Source organism: Streptomyces sp. NPDC059957, assembly GCF_042730015.1.
Lineage (GTDB): Bacteria > Actinomycetota > Actinomycetes > Streptomycetales > Streptomycetaceae > Streptomyces.
Genome location: NZ_JBHWMB010000075.1, coordinates 14,704 through 36,693, shown reverse-complemented (window position 1 = coordinate 36,693; position 21,990 = coordinate 14,704). Strand labels below are relative to the sequence as shown.

General features: G+C 70.4%; 25 protein-coding genes. 19 read left to right on the top strand and 6 right to left on the bottom strand.

Annotation, left to right across the window (positions count from 1 at the left end; genetic code table 11):
* Positions 1 to 124: 124 nt before the first annotated feature.
* Positions 125 to 649, bottom strand: a complete 525-nt coding sequence (locus ACFWBW_RS34365; RefSeq protein WP_385381208.1) for a hypothetical protein — start codon at positions 647 to 649, stop codon at positions 125 to 127.
* A gap of 262 nt (positions 650 to 911) precedes the next feature.
* Here ACFWBW_RS34365 and fmt point away from each other — a divergent pair, with 262 nt between their 5' ends.
* From fmt to ACFWBW_RS34330, 7 genes are all read left to right on the top strand, one after another.
* A complete protein-coding gene (gene fmt / locus ACFWBW_RS34360; RefSeq protein WP_385381205.1) occupies positions 912 to 1,859 on the top strand; it encodes a methionyl-tRNA formyltransferase in 948 nt (315 codons plus the stop codon).
* A gap of 71 nt (positions 1,860 to 1,930) precedes the next feature.
* On the top strand, positions 1,931 to 3,385 hold the full coding sequence (locus tag ACFWBW_RS34355; RefSeq protein ID WP_385381202.1) for an RsmB/NOP family class I SAM-dependent RNA methyltransferase: 1,455 nt from the start codon (positions 1,931 to 1,933) through the stop codon (positions 3,383 to 3,385).
* Positions 3,386 to 3,577: 192 nt separating this feature from the next.
* Positions 3,578 to 4,264 carry a ribulose-phosphate 3-epimerase gene (rpe, locus tag ACFWBW_RS34350; protein ID WP_266910447.1) on the top strand — a complete coding sequence of 229 codons (687 nt, stop codon included), beginning with the start codon at positions 3,578 to 3,580 and terminating at the stop codon, positions 4,262 to 4,264.
* A gap of 138 nt (positions 4,265 to 4,402) precedes the next feature.
* On the top strand, positions 4,403 to 5,416 hold the full coding sequence (locus ACFWBW_RS34345; protein ID WP_243334549.1) for a sugar-binding transcriptional regulator: 1,014 nt from the start codon (positions 4,403 to 4,405) through the stop codon (positions 5,414 to 5,416).
* 136 nt (positions 5,417 to 5,552) lie between these two features.
* Entirely contained in the window at positions 5,553 to 5,777 is a 225-nt protein-coding gene (locus ACFWBW_RS34340) for a hypothetical protein (protein ID WP_112452447.1), read from the top strand.
* Between the two features lie 49 nt (positions 5,778 to 5,826).
* A complete protein-coding gene (locus ACFWBW_RS34335; RefSeq protein ID WP_385381198.1) occupies positions 5,827 to 6,312 on the top strand; it encodes a ribonuclease domain-containing protein in 486 nt (161 codons plus the stop codon).
* On the top strand, positions 6,309 to 6,740 hold the full coding sequence (locus tag ACFWBW_RS34330) for a barstar family protein (protein WP_385381195.1): 432 nt from the start codon (positions 6,309 to 6,311) through the stop codon (positions 6,738 to 6,740). Before ACFWBW_RS34335 ends, ACFWBW_RS34330 begins: the two co-directional genes overlap by 4 nt.
* Positions 6,741 to 6,837: 97 nt before the next feature.
* On the opposite strand, the gene ACFWBW_RS34325 is transcribed toward ACFWBW_RS34330, so the two are convergent.
* The 5 genes from ACFWBW_RS34325 to ACFWBW_RS34305 form a co-directional block, all read right to left on the bottom strand.
* Positions 6,838 to 7,341, bottom strand: coding sequence for a group II truncated hemoglobin (locus ACFWBW_RS34325; RefSeq protein WP_385381192.1), 504 nt, complete (start codon positions 7,339 to 7,341; stop codon positions 6,838 to 6,840).
* The gene (locus tag ACFWBW_RS34320) at positions 7,338 to 7,667 is read right to left on the bottom strand and encodes a putative quinol monooxygenase (RefSeq protein ID WP_385381189.1); all 330 of its coding nucleotides are present in this window, start codon (positions 7,665 to 7,667) and stop codon (positions 7,338 to 7,340) included. The genes ACFWBW_RS34325 and ACFWBW_RS34320 overlap by 4 nt, the downstream gene beginning before the upstream one ends.
* 90 nt (positions 7,668 to 7,757) lie before the next feature.
* Positions 7,758 to 8,255 carry a hypothetical protein gene (locus tag ACFWBW_RS34315; protein WP_385381186.1) on the bottom strand — a complete coding sequence of 166 codons (498 nt, stop codon included), beginning with the start codon at positions 8,253 to 8,255 and terminating at the stop codon, positions 7,758 to 7,760.
* A 60-nt stretch (positions 8,256 to 8,315) separates the two neighbouring features.
* Complete coding sequence (locus tag ACFWBW_RS34310; protein ID WP_385381214.1) at positions 8,316 to 9,959, bottom strand: FAD-dependent oxidoreductase; 1,644 nt, start codon at positions 9,957 to 9,959, stop codon at positions 8,316 to 8,318.
* A gap of 134 nt (positions 9,960 to 10,093) precedes the next feature.
* Complete coding sequence (locus ACFWBW_RS34305) at positions 10,094 to 10,366, bottom strand: UBP-type zinc finger domain-containing protein (protein ID WP_385381183.1); 273 nt, start codon at positions 10,364 to 10,366, stop codon at positions 10,094 to 10,096.
* A 295-nt stretch (positions 10,367 to 10,661) separates the two neighbouring features.
* Here ACFWBW_RS34305 and ACFWBW_RS34300 point away from each other — a divergent pair, with 295 nt between their 5' ends.
* From ACFWBW_RS34300 to ACFWBW_RS34245, 12 genes are read left to right on the top strand one after another with little or no spacing between them, the layout of a single operon-like run.
* The gene (locus ACFWBW_RS34300; RefSeq protein WP_274547903.1) at positions 10,662 to 11,486 is read left to right on the top strand and encodes a type 1 glutamine amidotransferase domain-containing protein; all 825 of its coding nucleotides are present in this window, start codon (positions 10,662 to 10,664) and stop codon (positions 11,484 to 11,486) included.
* 45 nt (positions 11,487 to 11,531) lie between these two features.
* Entirely contained in the window at positions 11,532 to 13,187 is a 1,656-nt protein-coding gene (locus ACFWBW_RS34295; RefSeq protein ID WP_385381180.1) for a thiamine pyrophosphate-binding protein, read from the top strand.
* A gap of 59 nt (positions 13,188 to 13,246) precedes the next feature.
* Positions 13,247 to 13,678 (top strand): nuclear transport factor 2 family protein, encoded by a 432-nt coding sequence (locus ACFWBW_RS34290; RefSeq protein ID WP_250741355.1) that lies wholly within the window; start codon positions 13,247 to 13,249, stop codon positions 13,676 to 13,678.
* A 20-nt stretch (positions 13,679 to 13,698) separates the two neighbouring features.
* A complete protein-coding gene (locus ACFWBW_RS34285; RefSeq protein WP_385381177.1) occupies positions 13,699 to 14,154 on the top strand; it encodes a nuclear transport factor 2 family protein in 456 nt (151 codons plus the stop codon).
* A gap of 13 nt (positions 14,155 to 14,167) precedes the next feature.
* The gene (locus ACFWBW_RS34280; RefSeq protein WP_327257395.1) at positions 14,168 to 14,539 is read left to right on the top strand and encodes a nuclear transport factor 2 family protein; all 372 of its coding nucleotides are present in this window, start codon (positions 14,168 to 14,170) and stop codon (positions 14,537 to 14,539) included.
* 11 nt (positions 14,540 to 14,550) lie between these two features.
* On the top strand, positions 14,551 to 16,170 hold the full coding sequence (locus tag ACFWBW_RS34275; protein ID WP_385381172.1) for a GMC family oxidoreductase: 1,620 nt from the start codon (positions 14,551 to 14,553) through the stop codon (positions 16,168 to 16,170).
* Positions 16,163 to 16,801, top strand: coding sequence for a DJ-1/PfpI family protein (locus ACFWBW_RS34270; RefSeq protein ID WP_385381169.1), 639 nt, complete (start codon positions 16,163 to 16,165; stop codon positions 16,799 to 16,801). Before ACFWBW_RS34275 ends, ACFWBW_RS34270 begins: the two co-directional genes overlap by 8 nt.
* Positions 16,801 to 17,235 (top strand): VOC family protein, encoded by a 435-nt coding sequence (locus ACFWBW_RS34265; protein ID WP_385381166.1) that lies wholly within the window; start codon positions 16,801 to 16,803, stop codon positions 17,233 to 17,235. The genes ACFWBW_RS34270 and ACFWBW_RS34265 overlap by 1 nt, the downstream gene beginning before the upstream one ends.
* A gap of 1 nt (position 17,236) precedes the next feature.
* Complete coding sequence (locus ACFWBW_RS34260) at positions 17,237 to 19,057, top strand: AGE family epimerase/isomerase (RefSeq protein ID WP_385381162.1); 1,821 nt, start codon at positions 17,237 to 17,239, stop codon at positions 19,055 to 19,057.
* 36 nt (positions 19,058 to 19,093) lie between these two features.
* Complete coding sequence (locus ACFWBW_RS34255; protein ID WP_385381159.1) at positions 19,094 to 19,456, top strand: STAS domain-containing protein; 363 nt, start codon at positions 19,094 to 19,096, stop codon at positions 19,454 to 19,456.
* Positions 19,453 to 21,588, top strand: coding sequence for a glycogen debranching protein GlgX (gene glgX, locus ACFWBW_RS34250; protein ID WP_385381156.1), 2,136 nt, complete (start codon positions 19,453 to 19,455; stop codon positions 21,586 to 21,588). The genes ACFWBW_RS34255 and glgX overlap by 4 nt, the downstream gene beginning before the upstream one ends.
* A gap of 60 nt (positions 21,589 to 21,648) precedes the next feature.
* Positions 21,649 to 21,960: an STAS domain-containing protein gene (locus ACFWBW_RS34245; protein WP_266910482.1), complete on the top strand. Its 312-nt coding sequence runs from the start codon at positions 21,649 to 21,651 to the stop codon at positions 21,958 to 21,960.
* Positions 21,961 to 21,990: the final 30 nt, after the last annotated feature.

Genomic DNA, 21,990 nt, shown 5'->3' with positions numbered 1-21,990 from the left:
GGCTGGATTTGGCGCGCAGCGGCACATCCAGTGCGGGGAACGACGGGCCCCCGGCGGATTGGCCTGGGGCCGGTTCGCCGGGGGCGGAGTCGTCGTCGGGGGTCGGCGTCCCGACGGGGACGGGTCAGCCGTTGCGGGGACCGGGGAAGGCGGCCGGGCGGGACGCGGCGCCGGCCTCCTCGCGCACCGGCTGCGGCGGCACCGAGCGCGCCGCCGGGACGGTGGGCAGGGGCCCCAGGGTCCGGGGCGTCGTGCCCTCGGCCAGCGGCTCCCGCTCGGTGCTGCCGGGCTCGGCGCTCTGCGCCCGCCGGGCACCGTAGCGCCGGTGGACGGCCTGCTTGGTGACACCGAGCGCCGAGCCGACCGCGTCCCACGAGAAGCCGAGCGAGCGGTCGAAGTCCACAGCGGCGGTGACCAGCGTCTCGACGCTGTCCCGCAGCTCCTGCGCGAGGCGGACGGTGGGCGCGGGTGCCCGGCCATAGACGACGAAGCCCGTGGAGGGCCCTGAGCGGCGCGGGCGGTAGACGTTGCCGAGCTGGGCGGTGAGCGTACGCAGAGCATCCACCTGCCGGCGAACCCGCTCGATGTCCCGCACCAGGAGGTGCAGGCTGGCCCGTGCTTGGGCGTCGTGGGTGGCGTGGTCGGCCATGAAGAAGCCTCTCGAACCGGTGCTGAAGAGCGGATAGGGCCGCAGACACCGTTCTGTTTCGCGGCCCGTTTCGGTCAATCTCTCTTGACCAACGCGCTACCCGGTGGGCAGGTCACGCTGTGGGGGCGTGTCGGCATATGCGAGGAGCGCGCGTGTGTGCGTACGCCCCCTCGGGCGGGCAGCCCGCCGCAGGTGGGACCGTGGGCGGACAAGACCATAGACTGATGTGCTGCTGACAGCCGAGATAGCGAGGTAGACCCCAGTGAAGCTCGTCTTCGCAGGCACCCCCGAGGTCGCCGTGCCCGCCCTGGACGCTCTGATCGCCTCCGGGCGACACGAGGTCGCCGCCGTCGTCACCCGGCCCGACGCGCCGGCCGGCCGTGGCCGTCGCCTCGTCGCCAGCCCCGTCGCCGAGCGCGCCGAGGAAGCCGGCATCGAGGTGCTCAAGCCCACCCGGCCGCGAGACCCGGAGTTCCAGGCCCGGTTGAGGGAGATCGGGCCCGACTGCTGTCCGGTGGTCGCGTACGGAGCCCTGATTCCCAAGGGCGCGTTGGACATTCCGAAGCACGGCTGGGTCAACCTGCACTTCTCCCTGCTGCCCGCGTGGCGCGGTGCCGCGCCCGTGCAGCAGTCGATCATGGCGGGGGACCAGGTCACCGGCGCCTCCACCTTCCGGATCGAGGAGGGACTGGACACCGGCCCGGTCTTCGGGATCCTCACCGAGGAGATCCGGCCCACCGACACCAGCGGCGACCTGCTGACCCGGCTCGCCTTCGCTGGCTCCGGACTGCTGGTCGCCACCATGGACGGCATCGAGGACGGCACCCTGCGCGCCGTGGAGCAGCCCGCGGACGGGATCTCGCTCGCGCCGAAGATCACCGTCGAGGACGCCCGGGTCGACTGGAACGCCCCCGCGATGCGCGTCGACCGGCTCGTGCGCGGCTGCACGCCGGCGCCCGGAGCCTGGACGGTCTTCCGGGGGGAGCGCCTCAAGCTCGTCTCGGTCGGACTGGTCACGGACCGGACCGACCTGAAGCCGGGCGACCTGAGTGCGGCCAAGAACAACGTCTACGTCGGCACCGGCTCGCACGCCGTGGAACTGCTCTGGGTGCAGCCGCAGGGCAAGAAGCCGATGAAGGCCGCCGACTGGGCGCGCGGGGTGCGGATCGCTCCTGGTGAAAGCCTGGGCGGCGGGGCCGACGTAGGCTGATTTTCGTAGTTTCCGCATTTTGTTCTTCCAGTTCTTCCAGTTCTTCCCGTAACCCCCGGAGCACCTTTCACGTGAGCGAGCAGCAGCAGCCTCGTAGCAAGCCGGCCAAGACGGCCAAGCCGTACCGCAGGCCCAAGAAGGACCCCGTCCGGATGCTGGCCTTCGAGGTGCTGCGGGCGGTGGACGAGCGTGACGCGTACGCGAATCTCGTGCTGCCGCCGCTGCTGAAGAAGGCCCGCAAGGACGAGACCTTCCAGGCGCGCGACGCGGCGCTGGCCACCGAGCTCGTGTACGGGACCCTGCGCCGCCAGGGCACGTACGACGCGGTCATCAGGGCCTGCATCGACCGGCCGCTGCGCGAGGTCGACCCGCCGGTGCTCGACGTGCTCTCGCTCGGCGCGCACCAGCTGCTCGGCACCCGGATCCCCACCCACGCGGCGGTGTCCGCGAGCGTGGAGCTGGCCCGGGTGGTGCTCGGTGACGGGCGGGCGAAGTTCGTCAACGCGGTGCTCCGGAAGATCTCCGCGCACGACCTGGAGGGGTGGCTGGAGAAGGTCGCCCCGCCGTACGAGGACGACGCCGAGGAGCACCTCGCGGTCTTCCACTCGCACCCGAGGTGGGTCGTCAGCGCCCTGTGGGACTCGCTGGGCGGCGGCCGTGCCGGGATCGAGGACCTGCTGGAGGCCGACAACGAGCGGCCCGAGGTCACGCTGGTGGCGCGGCCCGGCCGGTCCACGGCGCAGGAGCTGCTGGAAGCGGTGGGCGAGGACTCGGCGCTGCCCGGGCGCTGGTCCCCGTACGCGGTCAGGATGGCCGAGGGCGGCGAACCGGGCGCGCTCGAGGCGGTGCGCGACGGCCGCGCCGGTGTCCAGGACGAAGGCAGCCAGCTGGTGGCGATGGCCCTGGCGGCCGTCCCGGTCGAGGGCCGCGACGAACGCTGGCTGGACGGCTGCGCGGGCCCGGGCGGCAAGGCGGCGCTGCTCGCCGCGCTCGCCGCCCAGCACGGGGCGTTCCTGCTGGCCTCCGAGAAGCAGCCCCACCGGGCCCGGCTGGTCGAGCGGGCGCTGGCCGGCAACCCCGGCCCGTACCAGGTCATCACGGCCGACGGAACACGCCCGCCGTGGCTGCCGGGTTCCTTCGACCGCGTGCTGATGGACGTGCCCTGCTCCGGCCTGGGCGCCCTGCGCCGCCGCCCGGAGGCGCGCTGGCGCCGCCGGCCGGAGGACCTGGAGAGCTTCGCACCGCTCCAGCGCGGGCTGCTGCGCGAGGCGCTGTCGGCCGTCCGCGTGGGCGGCGTCGTGGGCTACGCGACGTGCTCCCCCCACCTGGCGGAGACCCGGGTGGTCGTGGAGGACGTACTGAAGGGACGGGGCGCGGGCGCGGCGCCGATCGCGGCGGAACTGATCGACGCGCGCCCGTACATGCAGGAGGTCCCGGCGCTGGGCGACGGCCCGGACGTACAGCTGTGGCCGCACCTGCACGGGACGGACGCGATGTACCTGGCGCTGATCCGCAGGACCGGATAGCGAGGGCGCGGACGGGCTCGGGCCGCGGGCCCGGCGGTGGCTTCGACGGGTACCGGGACGCCCCCCGAAACCCCGCGCAGCCGAGGATCAACCCGCAGCCCAAGCCCGTCCCCAGGCACCCCGATCCCGTCCCCCGCACTCCACTTCCGGGGTAGTGGCCGGAAGGCGTTGGCGGCATGGCACGCTTGGGGCATGGCCGTTCAGATCAATCCCAGCATCTTGTCCGCCGACTTCGCCCGGCTCGCCGAGGAGGCGAAGGCCGTTCAGGGCGCCGACTGGCTTCATGTCGACGTCATGGACAACCACTTCGTCCCGAACCTCACGCTCGGCGTGCCGATCGTGGAGTCGCTCAGCCGGGCCACGGACATCCCGCTCGATCTGCACCTCATGATCGAGGACCCCGACCGCTGGGCGCCCCAGTACATCGAGGCCGGCGCCGGCTCCGTGACCTTCCACGCCGAGGCCGCCGCTGCGCCCGTGCGGCTCGCGCGGGAGATCCGGGCCAAGGGGGCGCGGGCGTCCATGGCGCTGAAGCCCGCGACGCCCATCGAGCAGTACGAGGACATCCTTCCCGAGCTCGACATGCTGCTGATCATGACCGTGGAGCCCGGCTTCGGCGGTCAGCCCTTCCTCGACATCATGCTGCCCAAGATCCGCCGCACCCGGGAGCTGATCTCCAAGCACGGTCTGGAGCTGTGGCTTCAGGTCGACGGAGGCGTCTCCGCCACGACCATCGAGCGGTGCGCGGAGGCCGGCGCGGACGTGTTCGTGGCGGGCAGCGCGGTCTACGGAGCGGTCGATCCGGCGGCGGCCGTACGCACGCTGCGTGACCAGGCGGGTGCGGCGATCGCCGCCGCGCCCTGGGCTTGCGACCACTGAACCAAGGCTTGGTGAACAGCTCGGTGAACGGGAGCTGTCCAGGCTGATCAACGGCCGTCGGATCTGACAGGATGAACGGCGAGTCGAGAGTGTGAACACGAGAGTGTGAACAGCAGTGAGGAGAACGCGGTGTCTGCAATGTCGGCGGGACGGTCAGCCCTGCGGATGGGACCCGCGGAGCTGGTGCAGGCGGCGGCCATGGCGCGCCGCTTCTACCTGGAGGGGAAGTCCAAGATCCAGATCGCCGAGGAGTTCGGCGTGAGCCGCTTCAAGGTGGCCCGGGTCCTGGAGACCGCTCTGGAGCGCGACCTCGTACGCATCGAGATCCGCGTACCGGCCGAGCTGGACGCGGAGCGGTCCGACGCGCTGCGCGCCCGGTACGGGCTGCGGCACGCCGTGGTCGTGGAGTCCCCCGCCGATGCCACCGAGGACGCGCCGGACCCGGAGAACCTGGGTGCCGTGGCGGCCGATCTGCTGGGTGAGCTCGTGAACGAGGGCGATGTGCTCGGCCTCGCGTGGGGGCGGTCGACCATTCACATGGCCGCCTCCCTGCACCGGCTGCCTCCGTGCACCGTCGTGCAGCTGACGGGCGTGTACGACGCCGGTACGGCCGAGCGCGGGTCCGTGGAGGCCGTGCGCAGGGCCGCGCAGGTGTCGGGCGGAGACGCCCACCCGATCTACGCGCCGATGCTGCTGCCCGATCCGGCCACCGCGGCCGCCCTTCGCAACCAGACGGGGATCGCGCGGGCCTTCGAGTACTTCGACAAGGTGACGGTCGCCGCCGTCTCCATCGGGTCCTGGGAGCCGGGCATTTCGACGGTGCACGACATGCTGAGCGACGAGGAGCGGGCGCACTACGCCTCGCTGGGCGTCGCGGCCGAAATGTCCGCCCATCTGTTCGACGCCGAGGGACGTCGGGTCGGACGGGACCTGGGCGAGCGGTGCATCACGGTGGAGGCGGACCGGCTGCGCCGGATCCCCGAGGTCGTCGCCATCGCCGGCGGGCTGCGCAAGGCGTCCGCGATCGGGGCGGTGCTGCGCTCGGGGCTGGTCACCAGTCTCGTCACCGACACCGCTGTCGCGGACTACCTGCTGACCGAATCGGAGCCCGGTCTGCGGCCGGCGCTGGAGCGGGCCGACCCCGACGAGTGATGGTGCGGATTGGTCCGATTGTCCGGACGAATGCCGGTCAAACGCGGGCGCTTGATGTTCGCCGATGCGGATGGTGCCGTAATTGAGATCCGAACGGCGGACCGTTGGACGGCCTGCTGGGCGCATACTGGGTTCAATGACAAAGTCCGCAGTACCTCGCCGCCACCTGCCGTCCAGCCCGTTCAAGGCCCCCGTGGAAGCGCCGCTCCGGCACTTCAGCGTCGGCGACCGGGTTACTCACGATGAGCACGGCCTCGGCCGTGTCGTCGCCGTTGAGGAGGGGATCGCTGTCCTCGTTGAATTCGGGCCTGAGGTCCGCAAGCGCATTCTGAGCCCGTATACCAAGATGGCCGCCCTCTGAAGCCATCGCGCGATTCGCGGGCGAATCGGATATTTGGCACGATCGGTGCATGATCTTTCGGAACGTGCCCCGATCGTTGCTGCGTGTGCTGGGGGCCGTGTTCCTCTGCGCGGCGCTGGTCGGTGCGGCGGGCTGCAGCGGGAAGAATCCCGCGCCTGCCGCCGCCACCAGTACGAGCGCGAGCGCCGGCTCCGGCGTTGACGTTGCCCCGAGCGGGGCGGCGAGTTCCGCCGTGCCGACGCCCGGATGGGCGAAGGGGATGGCGACGGTACGGGCCTCGGCGTTGCCGCAGCAGGCCCGGGACGTGCTCACGCTGATCGACAAGGGCGGGCCGTACCAGTACCGGCAGGACGGGACCGTCTTCGGCAACTTCGAGAAGGTCCTGCCGCAGAAGAAACGCGGCTACTACCACGAGTTCACCGTGAAGACGCCCGGTGAGCGGGACCGTGGGGCCCGGCGGATCGTGACCGGTGGGGGCGGGGAGTTCTTCTACACGGACGACCATTACGAGACCTTCAAGGCGGTTCTCCGATGACCTTGGACCCGCGGCCCCTGGCCCCCGCGCTCGAAGCGGCCGAGGCCGCCGGCTGGGCGACCGTACGGCTGGATCTGGACGGCGTACGGAGCAAAGCGGAGCTGATGCGAAGGTGTGGGGGCGCGCTGGAGGTTCCCGAGTACTTCGGGGCGAACTGGGATGCGCTGGCTGATGCGCTGCGGGATCTGTCGTGGTTGCCGGCGGCGGAGGGGCGGCTGCTCGCGGTGACCTCTTGGCGGGGGTACGCGGAGGCTCGGCCTGCGGAGTGGGAGACGTTGCGGGAGGTGCTGGAGGAGGCCGTCGATTTCTGGCGGGCCGAGGGCGAGGGTGCGGGGCCCGGGTTGACGGTGCTGCTCGCCGAGTCCGGCCCGGGGCCGGCTGCCGGGGCTCCGCCCCGGACCCCGCGCCTCAAACGCCGGCGGGGCTGAATTCGCCCCGGCGGGGACGGATGGTGCGGCGGGGCCGGATGGGCCCGGCGTAACCGGATGAGCCCGGCGGAGCCCAGGGGCTCCGCCGGGCCCTGGGTCAGGACTTCGGGATCCAGGGTGGGGTCTGGCCCCAGGACCAGACCGGGATGTCGGCCGCGTCGACCGGGGGCGGGTTGGGGCCCGAGTAGATCAGGGCCATGCGGGTGCCCCATTCGATGTAGTACGCGAAGACCGCGCGGAACTCCGGGTCCGTGGGGAGGCCCACTTCGTCGGCCGTGTCCGTCAGGAGGTCCACCCAGCGGCGGCGCTGCTGTTCGGTGATGCCGCGGCCCAGGTGCTTGGTGGCCATGTGCTGGTGGCCTCCGTGGGACGCGGTGTACTGCTTCGGGCCGCCGAAGACCTCCGCCAGCCAGACCGCGACGTGCTGGGGGTGCTCCGAGTCCATGCCCGCGAAGACCGGGGCCAGGATCTCGTCCTGCAGGGCTCGGGCGTAGAAGACGTCCGTGAGGCGGTTCATCGCCTCCGCGCCGCCCATCCATGCGTAGATGGTGGGAGTGGTTCCGGGCGTGGTGTCGGGCGTGGTGTCGGGTGTGGTGCTCATGACGGGGTGGAAGCCTTTCCGGGGCCGGCCACCTTCGTGACGAGGTAGTGCTGCATTTCCTCGATGGCCGTGACGTACGGGCGGATCGCGCTGAAGAACGCGGGGAAGTGCTCGCCCTTGCGGAATCCGTTCAGGTGGGCGTCGATCGAGGTCCAGCGGATGCGCAGGATGTAGCGCTCGGGCTCTTCCTCGCAGCGGGCGAGTTCGTAGTCGATGCACTCCGGCGCGGCGGCCAGGGCTTCGGAGGCCCTGACGTACGCGTCTTCGAAGGCCGGCTGGTCGTCCAATGCGATCCGGTAGCGGATGTATTCGACGGTGGTGGTCATGGTGCGGGCCTCTCCCTGGGTCGGGCGGTGATCGCCGGTGGTCCGTGTCAGGCTTGCGCGATCTTGCGGGCGCCGGGGGATCTTTCGCCGTTATGACCCGGACTTCTGGGAGTCGGCGAGGTCCGGACCCTCGGCGCGGACCTGCTGGACCCGGTCCAGGGACTCGCGCAGGTCCGTCAGCCAGGTGTCGGTGTTGCGTCCGACCAGGCGCACGCACCAGGCCAGGGCGTCGGCTCGGCTGCGGGCGACGCCGCCCGCGACCAGGGTGTCGAGGACCTGGCGCTCGGGCTGGCGCAGGCGGGTCATGACGGGGACCGCGAGGTGGGTGAAGAGGGTCTGCTCCTCGCCGGACCGGGCGGCCCAGGACACCTTGCGGCGGTAGAGCTCCTCCGCGTCCCGGGCGACTTCCATGCGCTGCTCGCGGGTGCGCTCGCGGAAGGCGGCGACCGATTCGTTCTCGGGGATCGCGCCGACGACGGTGATCTCCTCCCGGTCGACCGTGACCGAGAGGAGCGAGGTGTAGACGTCCACCGGCAGGTGCTCGGCGAACCAGGTGCGGAGCTCTTCGTTCTGCTCGGTTGTAATCATGTAATCAACGGTGCGTCCGGTCGCTCCTTGATCGCAAGTGGGTCGGCTCCGTGTTCGCTCTCAGCCCATCGAGCGGTAGCGGTGGATCAGGGAGACCGCCATGGCTCCCTCGCCCACGCCCGAGGCGACCCGCTTGACCGAGTGGGCCCGTACGTCTCCCGCTGCGAAGACCCCGGGGACGCTGGTCTCCAGCGGGTACGGGGCGCGCTCCAGGCTCCACTCCTCGGGGAGCTCGCCGCCGTTGGAGATCAGGTCCGAGCCGGTCAGGACGAAGCCGTAATCGTCCCGCTCGACCACCCCGGCCAGCCACCCCGTGTGCGGGCGGGCGCCGATGAAGGTGAACATGAAGCGGGCCGGGACCTCCTTGTCCTCGCCGGTCTCGGAGTCGTGGAGCGTCAGGCGTTCGAGGTGGTCCTCGCCGTGCAGGCTGACCACCGTCGTGCGGACCCTGACCTCGATGTTGGGGGTGCGCTCGATCTCGTCGATCAGGTAGCGGGACATGCTGTCGTCGAGGGAGGCCGCGCGGACCAGGATGGTGACCCGGGCGGCGTACTTGGCGAAGTGCACGGCGGCCTGGCCGGCCGAGTTGGCCCCGCCCACGATGAACACGTGCTGCGAGATGCACGCCGAACTCTCCGTGGTGGCCGCGCCGTAGTAGAGCCCGGCGCCCTCGAAGCGGTCGGCGCCGGGGGCGTCCAGACGGTTGTACGAGACCCCGGTGGCCAGGAGCACCGTCTCGGCGCTGATCTCCGTACCGTCCGCCAGGGTCAGGATCTTCGCAGGGTCGTCCCGGGTCAGCGAGGTCACCTCCACCGGGTGCAGGATCTCGGCTCCGAAGCGGGAGGCCTGGATGGTGGCGCGGCGGGTCAGGTCGCCGCCGGAGAGGCCCGAGGGGAAGCCGAGGTAGTTCTCGATCAGGCTGGAGGTGCCGGCCTGACCGCCCGGGGCGCGGGAGTCCAGCATCAGGGTGGAAAGGCCCTCGGAGGCCGAGTAGACGCCGGCCGCGAGGCCCGCCGGGCCCGCGCCGACGATGACGCACTCGTAGTGCGGGCGCGAGGCGGTGGTGGCCAGCCCCAGGCGCTGGGCGAGCTGCGTGTCCGTCGGAGCGGAGAGCACCGACCCGTCCGGGAAGCGGACCAGGGGCAGCGCGGCGTCGGGCTGGGCGGCGGCGATCACGGTCAGCGCCTCGGGGTCCCGCTCGACGTTGAGGAAGCGGAAGGGCTGGCCGTTGCGGGTGAAGAAGTCCCGGACGGCGTGGGTGCCGGGGGACACCAGGTGGCCCGCCACGATGATCCCGTCGTACGCCGGACGGTAGGTGGCGAGCCAGTCGGACAGGAGGTCGTCCAGGACCGGGAAGAGCCGTTCGTGCGGGGGGTCCCAGGGCTTGAGCAGGTAGTAGTCCAGGCGGACCCGGTTGATGGCGGTGATCGCCGCGTCCGTCTCGGCGTACGCGGTGAGGAGCACGCGGCGGGCGTCGGGGAAGCGGCTGACGGCCTCCAGCAGGAACTCGACCCCGGTGACGTCCGGCATCCGCTGGTCGACGAGGAAGAGCGCCGGGTCGTGGCCGCGCTCGTCGAGGGAGTCCAGGATCTTGAGGGCGTCGGCGGCCGAGGAGGCGCCGAGCACCCGGTAGCGGTCGCCGTACGCGCTGCGCAGGTCGCGGCGCACCGCGCGCAGCACCTGCGGGTCGTCGTCCACGGCCAGGATGACGGGCTTGCGGTTCTCCGCGCGCGCCGCGGCTTCGGCGGTCGCGGTGGCGGTGCTGGTGGGGGCGGTGCTCGTGGGCGCGCTGCTCGTGGGCGCCGTGCCCGCGGCCGCGGCGCTCTCCGGGGCCGCGCTCACGCCGGGTCCAGCATCAGCTTGTCGGCGTAGCACCAGGCCCAGTCCTCGCCGGGCTCGCGGGAGGCCGCGATGGGGTGCGCGGTGGTCCCGTAGTGCCGGGTGGCGTGACGGTTCTTCGAGGAGTCGCAGCAGCCGACGTGCCCGCAGCTCAGGCACATCCGCAGGTGCACCCAGGTGTCACCGGAGACGAGGCACTCCTCGCAGCCCTCGGTGCCGGGTTTCACCGGACGTATCGACTCGATGTGGGTGCACAACAGGTCCATCGTCATCGTCCCCGTCCCTCTCTCGCGCGATTGCGCTCTCGCGCTTCGCGCCCGTGATTGCAGCGCGCCCGTGATTCCGGCGCGTCCAGACCATAAGGCGGGGCCCCGGCGACGGTTCAGGGATTCGGACGAAGTCAGGTAGTCCGGAAGCTACTTCATGACCTCGCCGGACGACTTCCTGAGGTGCCCCCATGACCTGGGCGACTACCTCACGAAGTCGCACACCAGCGCTTTGACGGGAACCCCGGGCGCGGCCAGTGTGGGGGACGCCAACGACAACAGGCGGCGCCTGGAGGAATCCGTGAGCAGAAAGATTCTGGTCATTGTCTCCGAACACGGTTACTGGGCCGAGGAACTGATCGGCCCCGTATCGCAGTTCGACGAGCAGGGCTATGAAGTCGTATTCGCCACGCCGACCGGAAAGCGTGCCCACGCTCTCCCGCCGAGCCTCGACGCGAACTACATCGATCCTCCGCTGGGACGCTCGGTCACCACCGAGGAGAACGCCCGGCTGGGCCGGGAGTTCGAGCAGTCGAGCCGGCTCGACTCCCCCCTCGACATCGAAGCGTGGGCCCCCGAGCGCCCGTACACGAGCGACTCGGCCTATCTGCCCAAGCTGGAGCAGTACCACCGCGATCTGGACAAGCTCCAGGCCGACATCGCCGGTTTCGACGCCGTGCTCATCGTGGGCGGCAGCGGTCCGATCGTGGACCTCGCCAACAACGAGCGCGTGCACGCCCTGATCCTCGCCTTCAAGAACGCGGGCAAGGTCGTGGCGGCCGAGTGCTACGGCGTCGCCTGCCTGGCCTTCGCCCGGGACTGGGGCGACCGTCGCAGCATCATCTGGGGCAAGCACGTGACCGGCCACTGCAAGGAGTACGACTACAAGGACGGCACCGGATTCCTCGGTACCGATTTCAACATGGGGCCGCCGCCGTATCCGCTGGAATACATCCTGCGCGATGCGACCGGGCCGCGCGGCGCGTACCACGGGAATTTCGGCCACCCCCTTTCGGTGATCGTCGACTTCCCGTTCGTGACCGGTCGTTCGACCCCCGACTCGTATCTCACGGGGCAGAAGATCGTGGAAGTCCTGGAGAACGGCCTCACCCGGTACGGCTGGTAATTCCGGTAACTCCGGCACGACGGTAAGCGAAGGAGGGGGAGTTCGATGAGTTCTGGAGCCACTCCCGGACGGGAAAGGCTGATCGAGCAGTTCAAGGCCGACGGCCTGAACGTCATGTTCGGAAATCCGGGGACGGTGGAACAGGGATTCCTCGACGCGGTCGACGCGGCGGAGGGCTTCCACTACGTCCTCGCCCTCCAGGAGACCGTGGCCGCCGGCATCGCCGACGGCTACGCCCGGGCCACCGGCGGGGCGGCGCTGCTCCAGCTCCACTCCGGGGTGGGGCTGGGCAACGGCATCGGCATGCTCTACCAGTCGCTGCGCGGCCACACCCCGCTCGTCGTGGTCGCCGGTGACGCCGGGGTTCGCTACGACGCCATGGACGCGCAGATGGCCTGCGACCTGGTGGCGATGGCGAAGCCGGTGACCAAGTACGCGACCCGGGTCACCGACCGGCACTCCGTGCTGCGCACCATCCGCCGGGCGGTGAAGATCGCCCTGACGCCGCCGCGCGGGCCGGTGTTCGTGGCGCTGCCGATGGACGTGCTGGACGAGCTCAACTCCGAGCTCGTCCTGCCCGCCGCGGTGCCCCTCACGGACGTGTCCCCTTCGGCAGCCTCGGTGGGGCGGGCGGCCGAGCTGCTGGCCTCCGCCGAGCGGCCGGTCGTCCTCGTCGGGGACGGGGTCTCGCTCTCCGGGGCGCAGCGCGAACTCGTCGCCGTCGCCGAACTGCTCGGCGCCGACGTCTACGAGGTCGACTCCTCCGAGGTGAACATCGCGGCCTCGCACCCGCTGCGCCGCGGTCAGACGGGCCACATGTTCGGCCCGCACAGCAAGGAGCTGATCGGGCGGGCGGACGGGGTGCTGATCGTCGGCACCTACGTCTTCCCCGAGGTGTTCCCGGAGCTGGAGAGCCCCTTCCGGGCCGGCGCGAGGGTCGTGCACATCGACCTGAACGCCTACGAGATCGCGAAGAACCACCCGGTGGACCTCGGGCTCGCCGCCGATCCCCGGCAGGCGCTGCGCGCACTGGCCGGCGTACTGGAACACGTGCTCACCCCCGCGCAGCGGGCGGCGGCGGCCGGGCGGCTGGACGCGCGGTCCCGGGAGCGGGTGCGGGCGGGCCGGGCGGAGCGGGAGGCCATGGATGCGGACGGCTCACCGATGGCGGTGTTCCTGCGGACCCTGGCCGAGCGCACGGGCGGGGACCTGATCGTCTTCGACGAGGCACTGACCACCTCCCCGCTGGTCACCCGCTACCTGCCGCCGGAGCGGCCGGGCGACTACCACCTCACCCGGGGCGGATCGCTGGGCGTGGGCTTCCCGGGCGCGGTCGGCGTCAAGCTGGCCCGGCCGGAGCGGCTCGTCGTCGGCTTCGCCGGCGACGGCGGCTCGATGTACACCTACCAGGCGCTGTGGACCGCGGCCCGGCACGGCATCGAGGCCAAGTTCGTGGTCTGCAACAACCGCAAGTACCGACTGCTGGACGACAACATCGCCCAGTACTGGCGGGAGCGGGACATCCCGCAGCACGGCTTCCCGGGCTCCTTCGACCTCTCGCACCCCGAGATCGACTTCGCCGCCCTGGCCCGGTCGCTCGGGGCGGGCGGGATGCGGGTGGAGAAGCCCGACGAGGCGATCGCCGCCGTGGGCCGGATGCTCGCCCACCCCGGACCGTTCCTCGTGGACGTACAGATCTGACGTCCGTCCCGGACACGTCACTCCGGACCCGACACCCACGCCAGACAGGAGGAGACCGCATGCCCGCCGAGCGGCTGACCGAGGACGCGATCCGCGCCTTCGCCGAGAAGTGGTACGTGGCCCTGGACCAGCACGTCCAGCCGGACCAGGTGCTGGCCCTGATCACCGAGGACCTGGAGTTCAAGGTCCCGGAGGACACCTTCCTCGGCCACCAGGGCTTCGGCCGCTGGTACGAGGCGGTCACCAACCGCTTCTTCGACGAGGTGCACACGGTCACGAAGGTGGAGCCCGTCATCGAGGGGGACCGGGCGATCGTCCGGGTCCTCGTCAACTGGCAGGCCAAGATCTGGGACCCGCCGGCCGCCCGGAGCGTGTGGCTGGGCTTCGACGCCGACCAGACCTGGACCGTGGTCGCCGGCCCCGACGGGCCGCTGATCAGGCAGTACACCGTCAACGAACTGGCGCCCATGCCCGGTTCCGCCTCCCTCTGAGAGCCGAAGGAGAAGCGACGATGACCGAAGTGACACGGGAGCGGGTCGAGGCGGCGTACCGGGCCCTCGGCTCCGGCGACCGGGCCAGGATCCTGGAGTACTACGCGGAGGACCTGCGCTGGCAGGTCCCCGGCAACCACCCGCTCGCCGGCTGGTACGAGAGCCTGGACGCCTTCCTGGAGCTGATGGGCCAGACCCACAAGCTCACGGGCGGCACCTTCCGCATGGACATCGAAGCGGTCCTCGTCGGCGAGGACTGCAGTGCGGACGTCTGCCGCAACGTCGCCGTCCGCGGCGGCGCCGACGAGTCGAGCCGCTCCCCGTACGAGCGGATGGACTACCCCGTCTTCCACTTCATGCGCTGGCGGGGCGGCCGGATCGTAGAGGGCCACGACGGCCTGTTCGGTGACACGGCCACGGCCTTCAGCCAGTTCTGGGCGCCCTTCGCGCCCGACGGAACCCGCAGGGACCAGTAGGGGGTTGAGCGCCATGGACGCGCGGCAGATCTTGCAGAAGTACTACGAGTACGCCAACGCCGGTGACTGGGACAGCTGGTGCGACCTGTTCGCCGAGGACCAGGTCATGGACGAGCAGCTCGCCGGTCACATCGAGGGCCTGGAACTGCTCCGGTCGATGATGAAGGGCATGGGGACGATGTACCGGGTCTTCCGCAACGAGCCCGTGCACTTCCTCGTCGACGGTGAGAAGGCGGCGGCCGTCTCCCACCTGACCGCGGTCACCCCCTCCGGGGAGGAGATCGAGGCCGAGGTCATGAACTTCTTCCGGATCGTGGACGGAAAGATCGCCTACATGGCGAACTACCACGACACGGTTCCCTTCCAGGTGCTCGGCCAGGGCTGAGGGGGCACGCGATGGCCGTGGATGAGTACGACTACATCGTCGTGGGATCCGGCACCGCCGGCAGCGTCCTGGCGAACCGCCTCTCCGAGGACCCGGACGTCACCGTCCTGGTCCTGGAGGCGGGAGCGGGCCGCATCCCGCCCGAGGTGGACGATCCGTCCTCCTGGTACAAGCTGCTCGGCGGGCCCGTCGACTGGGGTTACACCAGCGTCCCGCAGCCCGGCCTGGACGGCCGCCGCACCTACGAACCGCGCGGCAAGGCCCCCGGCGGCAGCAGCAACCTCTACATCATGATGCACATCCGGGGCCACGCCTCGGACTTCGACAACTGGGCCTACCAGGGCGCGGCCGGCTGGGCGCACGAGGACGTACTGCCCTACTTCTCGCTGCTGGAGGGCCAGGAGGACGCCACCGCGCCGACCACCGGCACCCGCGGTCCGCAGCGGATCACCCACGCCGGGCGGCACGGCCCCAACCCGGTCTCCCGCGCCTTCATCGACGCGGCCGTCGAGCTCGGGCACGAGGAGATCGCCGACTTCAACACCGACGGGCCGCGGCGCGGGCTCTTCGGCACCGGCTGGCACCACATCGACGTGGCCGACGGGCGCCGCCAGGGCGTCCTCGCCGCCTACCTGGAGCCGGCCCTCGACCGCTCCAACCTGACCCTGCGCACCAGTGCGCAGAGCACCCGGCTCCTCTTCGACGGGGACACCTGCACGGGTGTGGAGTACGTCCAGCTCCAGGCGCCGGCCACGCTTTCGGGCAGCGACTTCCCGGGCCGGACGGTGCGCGACGGGCACAGCACGCCCGCCGAGCCCGGGCTGCACACCGTACGGGCCCGCCGGGAGGTGATCGTGGCCGCCGGGGCGATCGAATCGCCGAAGCTGCTGCTGCTCTCCGGGATCGGGCACCCCGAGCAGCTGCGCGAGCACGGCATCGGGACGGTTGCGGCGCTGCCCGGGGTCGGGGAGAACTTCCACAACCACGTACTGACCGGGCTGATGGCCGAGGTCACCCAGGAACTGCCGCCGCCCGCGCAGAACTTGTCGGAGAGCGCGCTGTTCCTCTCGTCCCGGCCGGGGCTGCCGGCGCCGGACCTGCAGATCGCCTTCGTGCACGTGCCGTTCGACGTGATCGTCGGCCAGGACCACCCGAACACGGTGTCCATCCTGCCCGGTGTCGTCCGGCCCGTCTCGCGGGGCTGGATCAAGCTGGCGAGCGCCGATCCGCTGGCCCACCCGCTGATCCACCCGAACTACCTGGGCGATCGCTGGGACCTGGAGCGGATGGTCCAGGGCGTCAAGACGGCCCGGGAGCTCTTCGCGACCTCGGCCTTCTCGCCCTGGTACAAGCAGGAGCTCCAGCCCGGACCGGGCCACGTGTCCGACGAGGACCTGCGCACCTTCGTGAAGCAGAAGTCGGAGAGCTACCACCACCAGGCCGGCTCCTGCCGCATGGGCATCGACGACCTCTCCGTCGTCGACCCCGAACTGCGGGTGCACGGCGTACGGAACCTGCGGGTCGTCGACGCGAGCGTGATGCCCGCCGTCCCGTCGGGCAACTGCCACACCGCCATCGCGATGATCGCCGAGCGCGCGGCGGACTTCCTGAAGGGGGTGTCCCGTGCCTGATGTGGTCCTGCGCGAGGGTGCGCTGAGCGGAACCCGGATCGCGGTCCTGGTCGAGAGCGACTTCTACGAGCCGGAGATCTTCTACTACGGCCGCCGGTTCGCGGAGGAGGGCGCCGAGGTCGACTTCCTGACCCGGTTGTGGGGCAACGACTCCATCACCTTCTCCGGGCACGAGTTCCGGGCGCCGTTCACCGCCGACAAGTCCCTGGAGGGGCTGAGCGACGAGGAACTGCGCCGGTACGCGGCGATCATCGTGCCCTCGGGCATGGTGGCGGACCGGCTGCGCTACACCGAGGACGTGGACGTACTGGCGCCGGCGACGGAGCTGCTGCGCCGGGCCTTCGAGGAGCCGACCGTCCTCAAGGGGATCATCTGTCACGGCATGTGGCTGGCGGCCTCGATCCCGGACAAGATCCGCGGCCGCAAGGTCGTATGCCACAACAACCTCATCGGCGACGTCCGGAACATGGGCGGCGAGTACGTGGACGAGGACGTGGTGGTCGACGGCGACCTGGTCACCGGCCGCACCGGGGCCCACCACCACCTGTTCGCCCGCCGGATCATCGAGCTGATCGCCGCCGGGCGCGGTGCGCGGGCCCAGGGAGACCAGAGCCGTCAGGGCGCCGGCTGATGGCCCCGATGGTCTGGTCGCACGTGGGGCTGAACTGCGCGGATCAGAAGACCACCGAGGACTTCTACACCAGGTACTTCGGCTTCACCCGGGCCCGGGTGGTCGACCTCGGAGACGCATCGATCATCTTTCTCCGCCAGGGGGACGTGTACCTGGAGCTCTTCGCGGCGGGTACCGAGCCGGGCGACACGCCCCAGCACGACGGGCCGGCGGCGCCGGGCCGGATGCGGCACCTGGCCTTCCAGACCGACAGCGTGGACGGCTTCCTGGCCACGCTCGGCGATGCGGCCGAAGTGACCCTGGGACCACTGGACTTCGACGACTTCATCTGCGGGTGGCGGACCGTGTGGGTCCGCGATCCCGACGGGGTGATCGTCGAGGTCAGCCAGGGATTCGAGGACGAACACGGTCACCACGACAAGGACGGTGTATGACATGGCGGACGCCGTGAGCTTCTCCTTCTCCGACACGATCGCCGGCTACGTAGCCCGCTTCGACTCCGAGTCCCGGCTGCTGAGGCTGAAGACCTCGGACGGCCGCGAGTTCGACGTCTCCCTGGCCGGGGATCCCAGCGCCGAGCTGGTCCGCAACCTGGACGAGCCGTACATCGACGCCTCCGGGCACATCGACGAGATGCTCTCGCCGGGACGGTTCCTCTACGTCTACGGAGTGCACTACCCCGAGCGGGGCGGCCGCTTCGAGGCCAAGCGCCTGGTGTTCCTGGGCCGCGGGGCCGAGGACTACCGCTTCGAGGAGCCCAGCTGGTGGATCAAGCAGATCGAATCGCTGGCCGACTTCTACAAGCGGGCGCAGTTCGGCGACGGGCCGGTGGACTTCACCGAGTACCGCACCGAGATCCGGCTCGGCGGTGACAAGACCGCCAGCCACGTCCAGGAGACCGACACGATCTCCCGCCTGGTCTACGGCATGGCCTCGGCCTATCTGCTGACCGGCAAGGACGAGTACCTGGAGGTCGCCGAGCGCGGCACCGAGTACCTGCGCAAGCACATGCGCGTCGTGGACAGCGAGGAGGACGTGGTCTTCTGGTACCACGGCATCAGCGTCGACGGGGACAGCGAACGCAAGCTGTTCACCTCGGAGTTCTCCGACGACTACGACGCGATCCCGATGTACGAGCAGATCTACGCGCTGGCCGGACCGATCCAGACCTACCGGGTCACCGGCGACATCCGGATCAAGAACGACGCGGACGCCACCATCCGGCTGTTCGACAAGTTCTTCAAGGACCCGGAGCAGGGCGGCTACTACTCGCACATCGACCCGATCCTCTTCAGCGCCGACCACGAGTCCCTCGGGGAGAACGCGGAGCGCAAGAACTGGAACTCGGTCGGCGACCACGCGCCCGCGTACCTGATCAACCTGTACCTGGCGACCGGGGAGCAGCGCTACGCGGACTTCCTCGAGTACACCTTCGACACGATCGCGGACAAGTTCCCGGACTACAAGAACAGCCCCTTCGTCCAGGAGCGCTTCTTCCGCGACTGGTCCCACGACACCGCGCACAGCTGGCAGCAGAACCGTGCGGTCGTCGGCCACAACCTCAAGATCGCCTGGAACCTGATGCGGATGAACTCGCTGAAGGCCAAGCCGGCCTACGAGGAGCTCGCCCGCAAGATCGGCGAGATCATGCCGGCCGTCGGCAGCGACGTGCAGCGCGGCGGCTGGTACGACGTGGTCGAGCGCGTCAAGTCGGGGGACGAGGAGACGTATCGTTTCGCCTGGCACGACCGCAAGGCCTGGTGGCAGCAGGAGCAGGCGATCCTCGCCTACCTCATCCTGAACGGCACCGTCGGCGGCGACGGCTTCCTGCGCGAGGCCCGGCAGGCGGAGGCCTTCTACAACACCTTCTTCCTCGACCACGACGAGGGCGCCGTCTACTTCAACGTCCTCGCGAGCGGGACCCCGTACCTGCTCGGGACCGAGCGGCTCAAGGGCAGCCACTCGATGTCCATGTACCACTCGGCGGAGCTCTGCTACCTGTCCGCCGTCTACAACAACCTGCTCATCAACGGCCGGGAGATGGACTTCCACTTCCAGCCCGACCCGACGAACCTGCCCGACCGCGTGCTGCGCGTCTCGCCCGACCTGCTCCCCGCCGGCTCGGTGCGGATCGCGTCCGTCGAGATCGACGAGAAGCCGTACACCGACTTCGACGCCGACGCACTCACCGTCCGGCTGCCCGACGTACAGGGCCGGGTCAAGGTCAAGGTCCGGCTGCGCCCGACCGCCCAGTAGCGCTCAACGGGGGCGCCCCACTCAGAGGGGAAAGCAATGACCCTGAACGTGAAGGAACGCCGCAACAAGACGGGCACCGTGCTCGTCGCAACCGGCGAGATCAACAGTGAGACCTCCGGATCGCTGCTGCAGAGCCTGCTGCCGCTGGTCCGCGAGGGCCGGCCGCTGCGCATCGACCTGACGGCCGTCACCTACGTCTCCAGCGCCGGGCTGCGCACCCTGCTCGTCGTCTACCGCGAGGCCCAGCACGCCGGGGTCGCCGTCACCCTCTACGGGGTGAGCGAGGAAGTCCGGTTCGTCATGTCGGCCACCGGCTTCCTCGACTTCTTCTCCACCGGCGAGGCCGAGGCGGCCGCCGCCAAGGTCGCCGCCAAAGCCGCCGCCAAGGCCGCGCGATGAGCGAGCCGGCGTCCGAACAGGTGCTGCGCGTCGACGCGTACCCGACCCACGAGGTGGGCGGGTACCGCGTCCGCGCCGGCAAACCGTTCCCCTTCGGGGCCAACGTGGTCCCCGGCGGGGTCAGCTTCTCCGTCTTCTCCGACCAGGCCACCTCCATGACCCTGGTCATCTACAAGCGCGGAGAGCCCGAGCCGATGGCCGAGCTGGAGTTCCCCCAGGAATTCCGCACCGGCAGCGTCTTCGCCATGACGGTCTTCGGCCTCGACCACGAGAACATCGAGTACGGGTACCGGGCCGACGGCCCCTACGACCCGGTCACCGGCCACCGCTTCGACGCCCGCCAGGTGCTCTCCGACCCGTACGCCCGGCTGATCGCAGGCCGCGACGTGTGGGGCGTGGAGCCGGACCGCAGCCGCGGCTACCAGTACCGCTCCCGCGTCTGCCTCCAGGACTTCGACTGGGGCGACGACACCCCGCTGGGCATCCCCGCCGAGGACCTCGTCGTGTACGAGACCCACGTGCGCGGCTTCACCCGGCACCCCTCCTCACAGGTGACCGCCCCCGGCACCTTCGCGGGGCTGCGGGAGAAGATCCCGTACCTGAAGGAGCTCGGGATCAACTGCATAGAGCTGCTGCCGGTGTTCGAGTTCGACGAGAGCGACAACCCGCGCACCAACCCGGAGACGGGCGAGCAGCTCTTCGACTACTGGGGCTACAACACCGTCTCCTTCTTCGCCCCCAAGGCGGGCTACGCGGCCACCGGACGCTACGGCATGCAGGGCGACGAGTTCCGCACCCTGATCAAGGACCTGCACGCGGCCGGCATCGAGGTCATCCTCGACGTCGTCTTCAACCACACGGCCGAGGGCAACGAGCACGGCCCCACGATCTCCTTCAAGGGGCTCGACAACGCCACGTACTACATGCTCACGCCCGAGGGGTACTACTTCAACTTCAGCGGCACCGGCAACACCGTCAACTGCAACCACCCCGTCGTGCGCAACTTCGTACTCGACTGCCTGCGCCACTGGGTCGCCGACTACCACATCGACGGATTCCGCTTCGACCTCGCGGCCATCCTCGGCCGCTCCCCGGACGGCACGCCGCTGCCCAACCCGCCGCTCCTGGAACTGCTCGCCTACGACCCGGTGCTGCGGCACACCAAGCTCATCGCCGAGGCCTGGGACGCCGGCGGCCTCTACGAGGTCGGCAACTTCCCGGCGTACGGCCGCTGGGCGGAGTGGAACGGCAAGTACCGCGACACCGTGCGCAGCTTCCTCAAGGGCGACCCCGGGGTCACCGGGGAACTCGCCACCCGGCTCGCCGGCTCGCCCGACCTCTACTCCAGCCGCGGGACCTCGGCGTCGGTCAACTTCCTGACCGCGCACGACGGTTTCAGCCTGGCCGACCTGGTCTCGTACAACGACAAGCACAACGAGGCCAACGGCGAGGGCAACAACGACGGCGGCAACGACAACGCCAGCTGGAACTGCGGAGCCGAGGGACCGACCGACGATCCCGAGGTGGCCGCGCTGCGGCTGCGGCAGATGAAGAACGCCCTGGCCATCCTCTTCACCAGTCAGGGCATCCCGATGCTGCTGTCCGGCGACGAGGTGGCACGCACCCAGCAGGGCAACAACAACACGTACTGCCAGGACAACGAACTGTCCTGGTTCGACTGGAGCCAGGTCGACGAGAACTCCGAACTGCTCCGGTTCACCCGGGAGATGATCGCCTTCCGCAAGCACCACCGCGAACTGCGCTCCACCTCCCACCCCACCGGACAGCTCCGGGACAGCCTCGGACTGCCCGACATCAGCTGGCACGGGGAGCGGGCCTGGCAGCCCGACTGGTCGGCGGAGAGCCGGCTGCTGGCGGTGGCCCGCTGCGGCACCGGCGACGACGACGTGGTGTACGCGGCCATGAACTCCCACTGGGAAGCGCACGACCTGGAACTGCCCGCCCTCCCGGGCGGTCGCAGCTGGCACCTGTTCGCGGACACCGGGGCCGAGGCCCCGTACGACATCCGCACCCCCGGCGCCGAACTCGAACTGGAGAACGCCGGCAAGTACCTGATCGGTCCGCGCTCGGTCGTCATCCTGGTCGGCCGCACGCCCGACGCGGAGCTCTAGCCCGCGCCCCAGCCCGCGCCCCAGCCCGAGCGCTGGTCAACACACCGAAGGAGACCTGACATGCCGCTTTCCGTGTCCCTGAGCATCGAGGGCGACACCACCGTGATCGAGCTGGAGGGCGAACTGGACGCCAAGACGGCGCCGGACTTCCACCAGACCATCGAGAAGGCCGCCGGCCACGGCACCAGCACCGTCGAGATCCGCATGGCCGGCGTCGGCTACATGGCCAGCGCCGGACTGCGCTCCCTGGTCTTCGCCCAGCAGAAGGTGGGGGAGCACGTCACCATCAAGGTGGTCGGCGCCATCGAGCCCGTCGCCCGGACCATCCGGACGGCCGGTCTCGACCGCAGCGTCGTCCTCTCCGACGACTGAGTCCGATGGACGAGGCGGTCAAGACGGCGA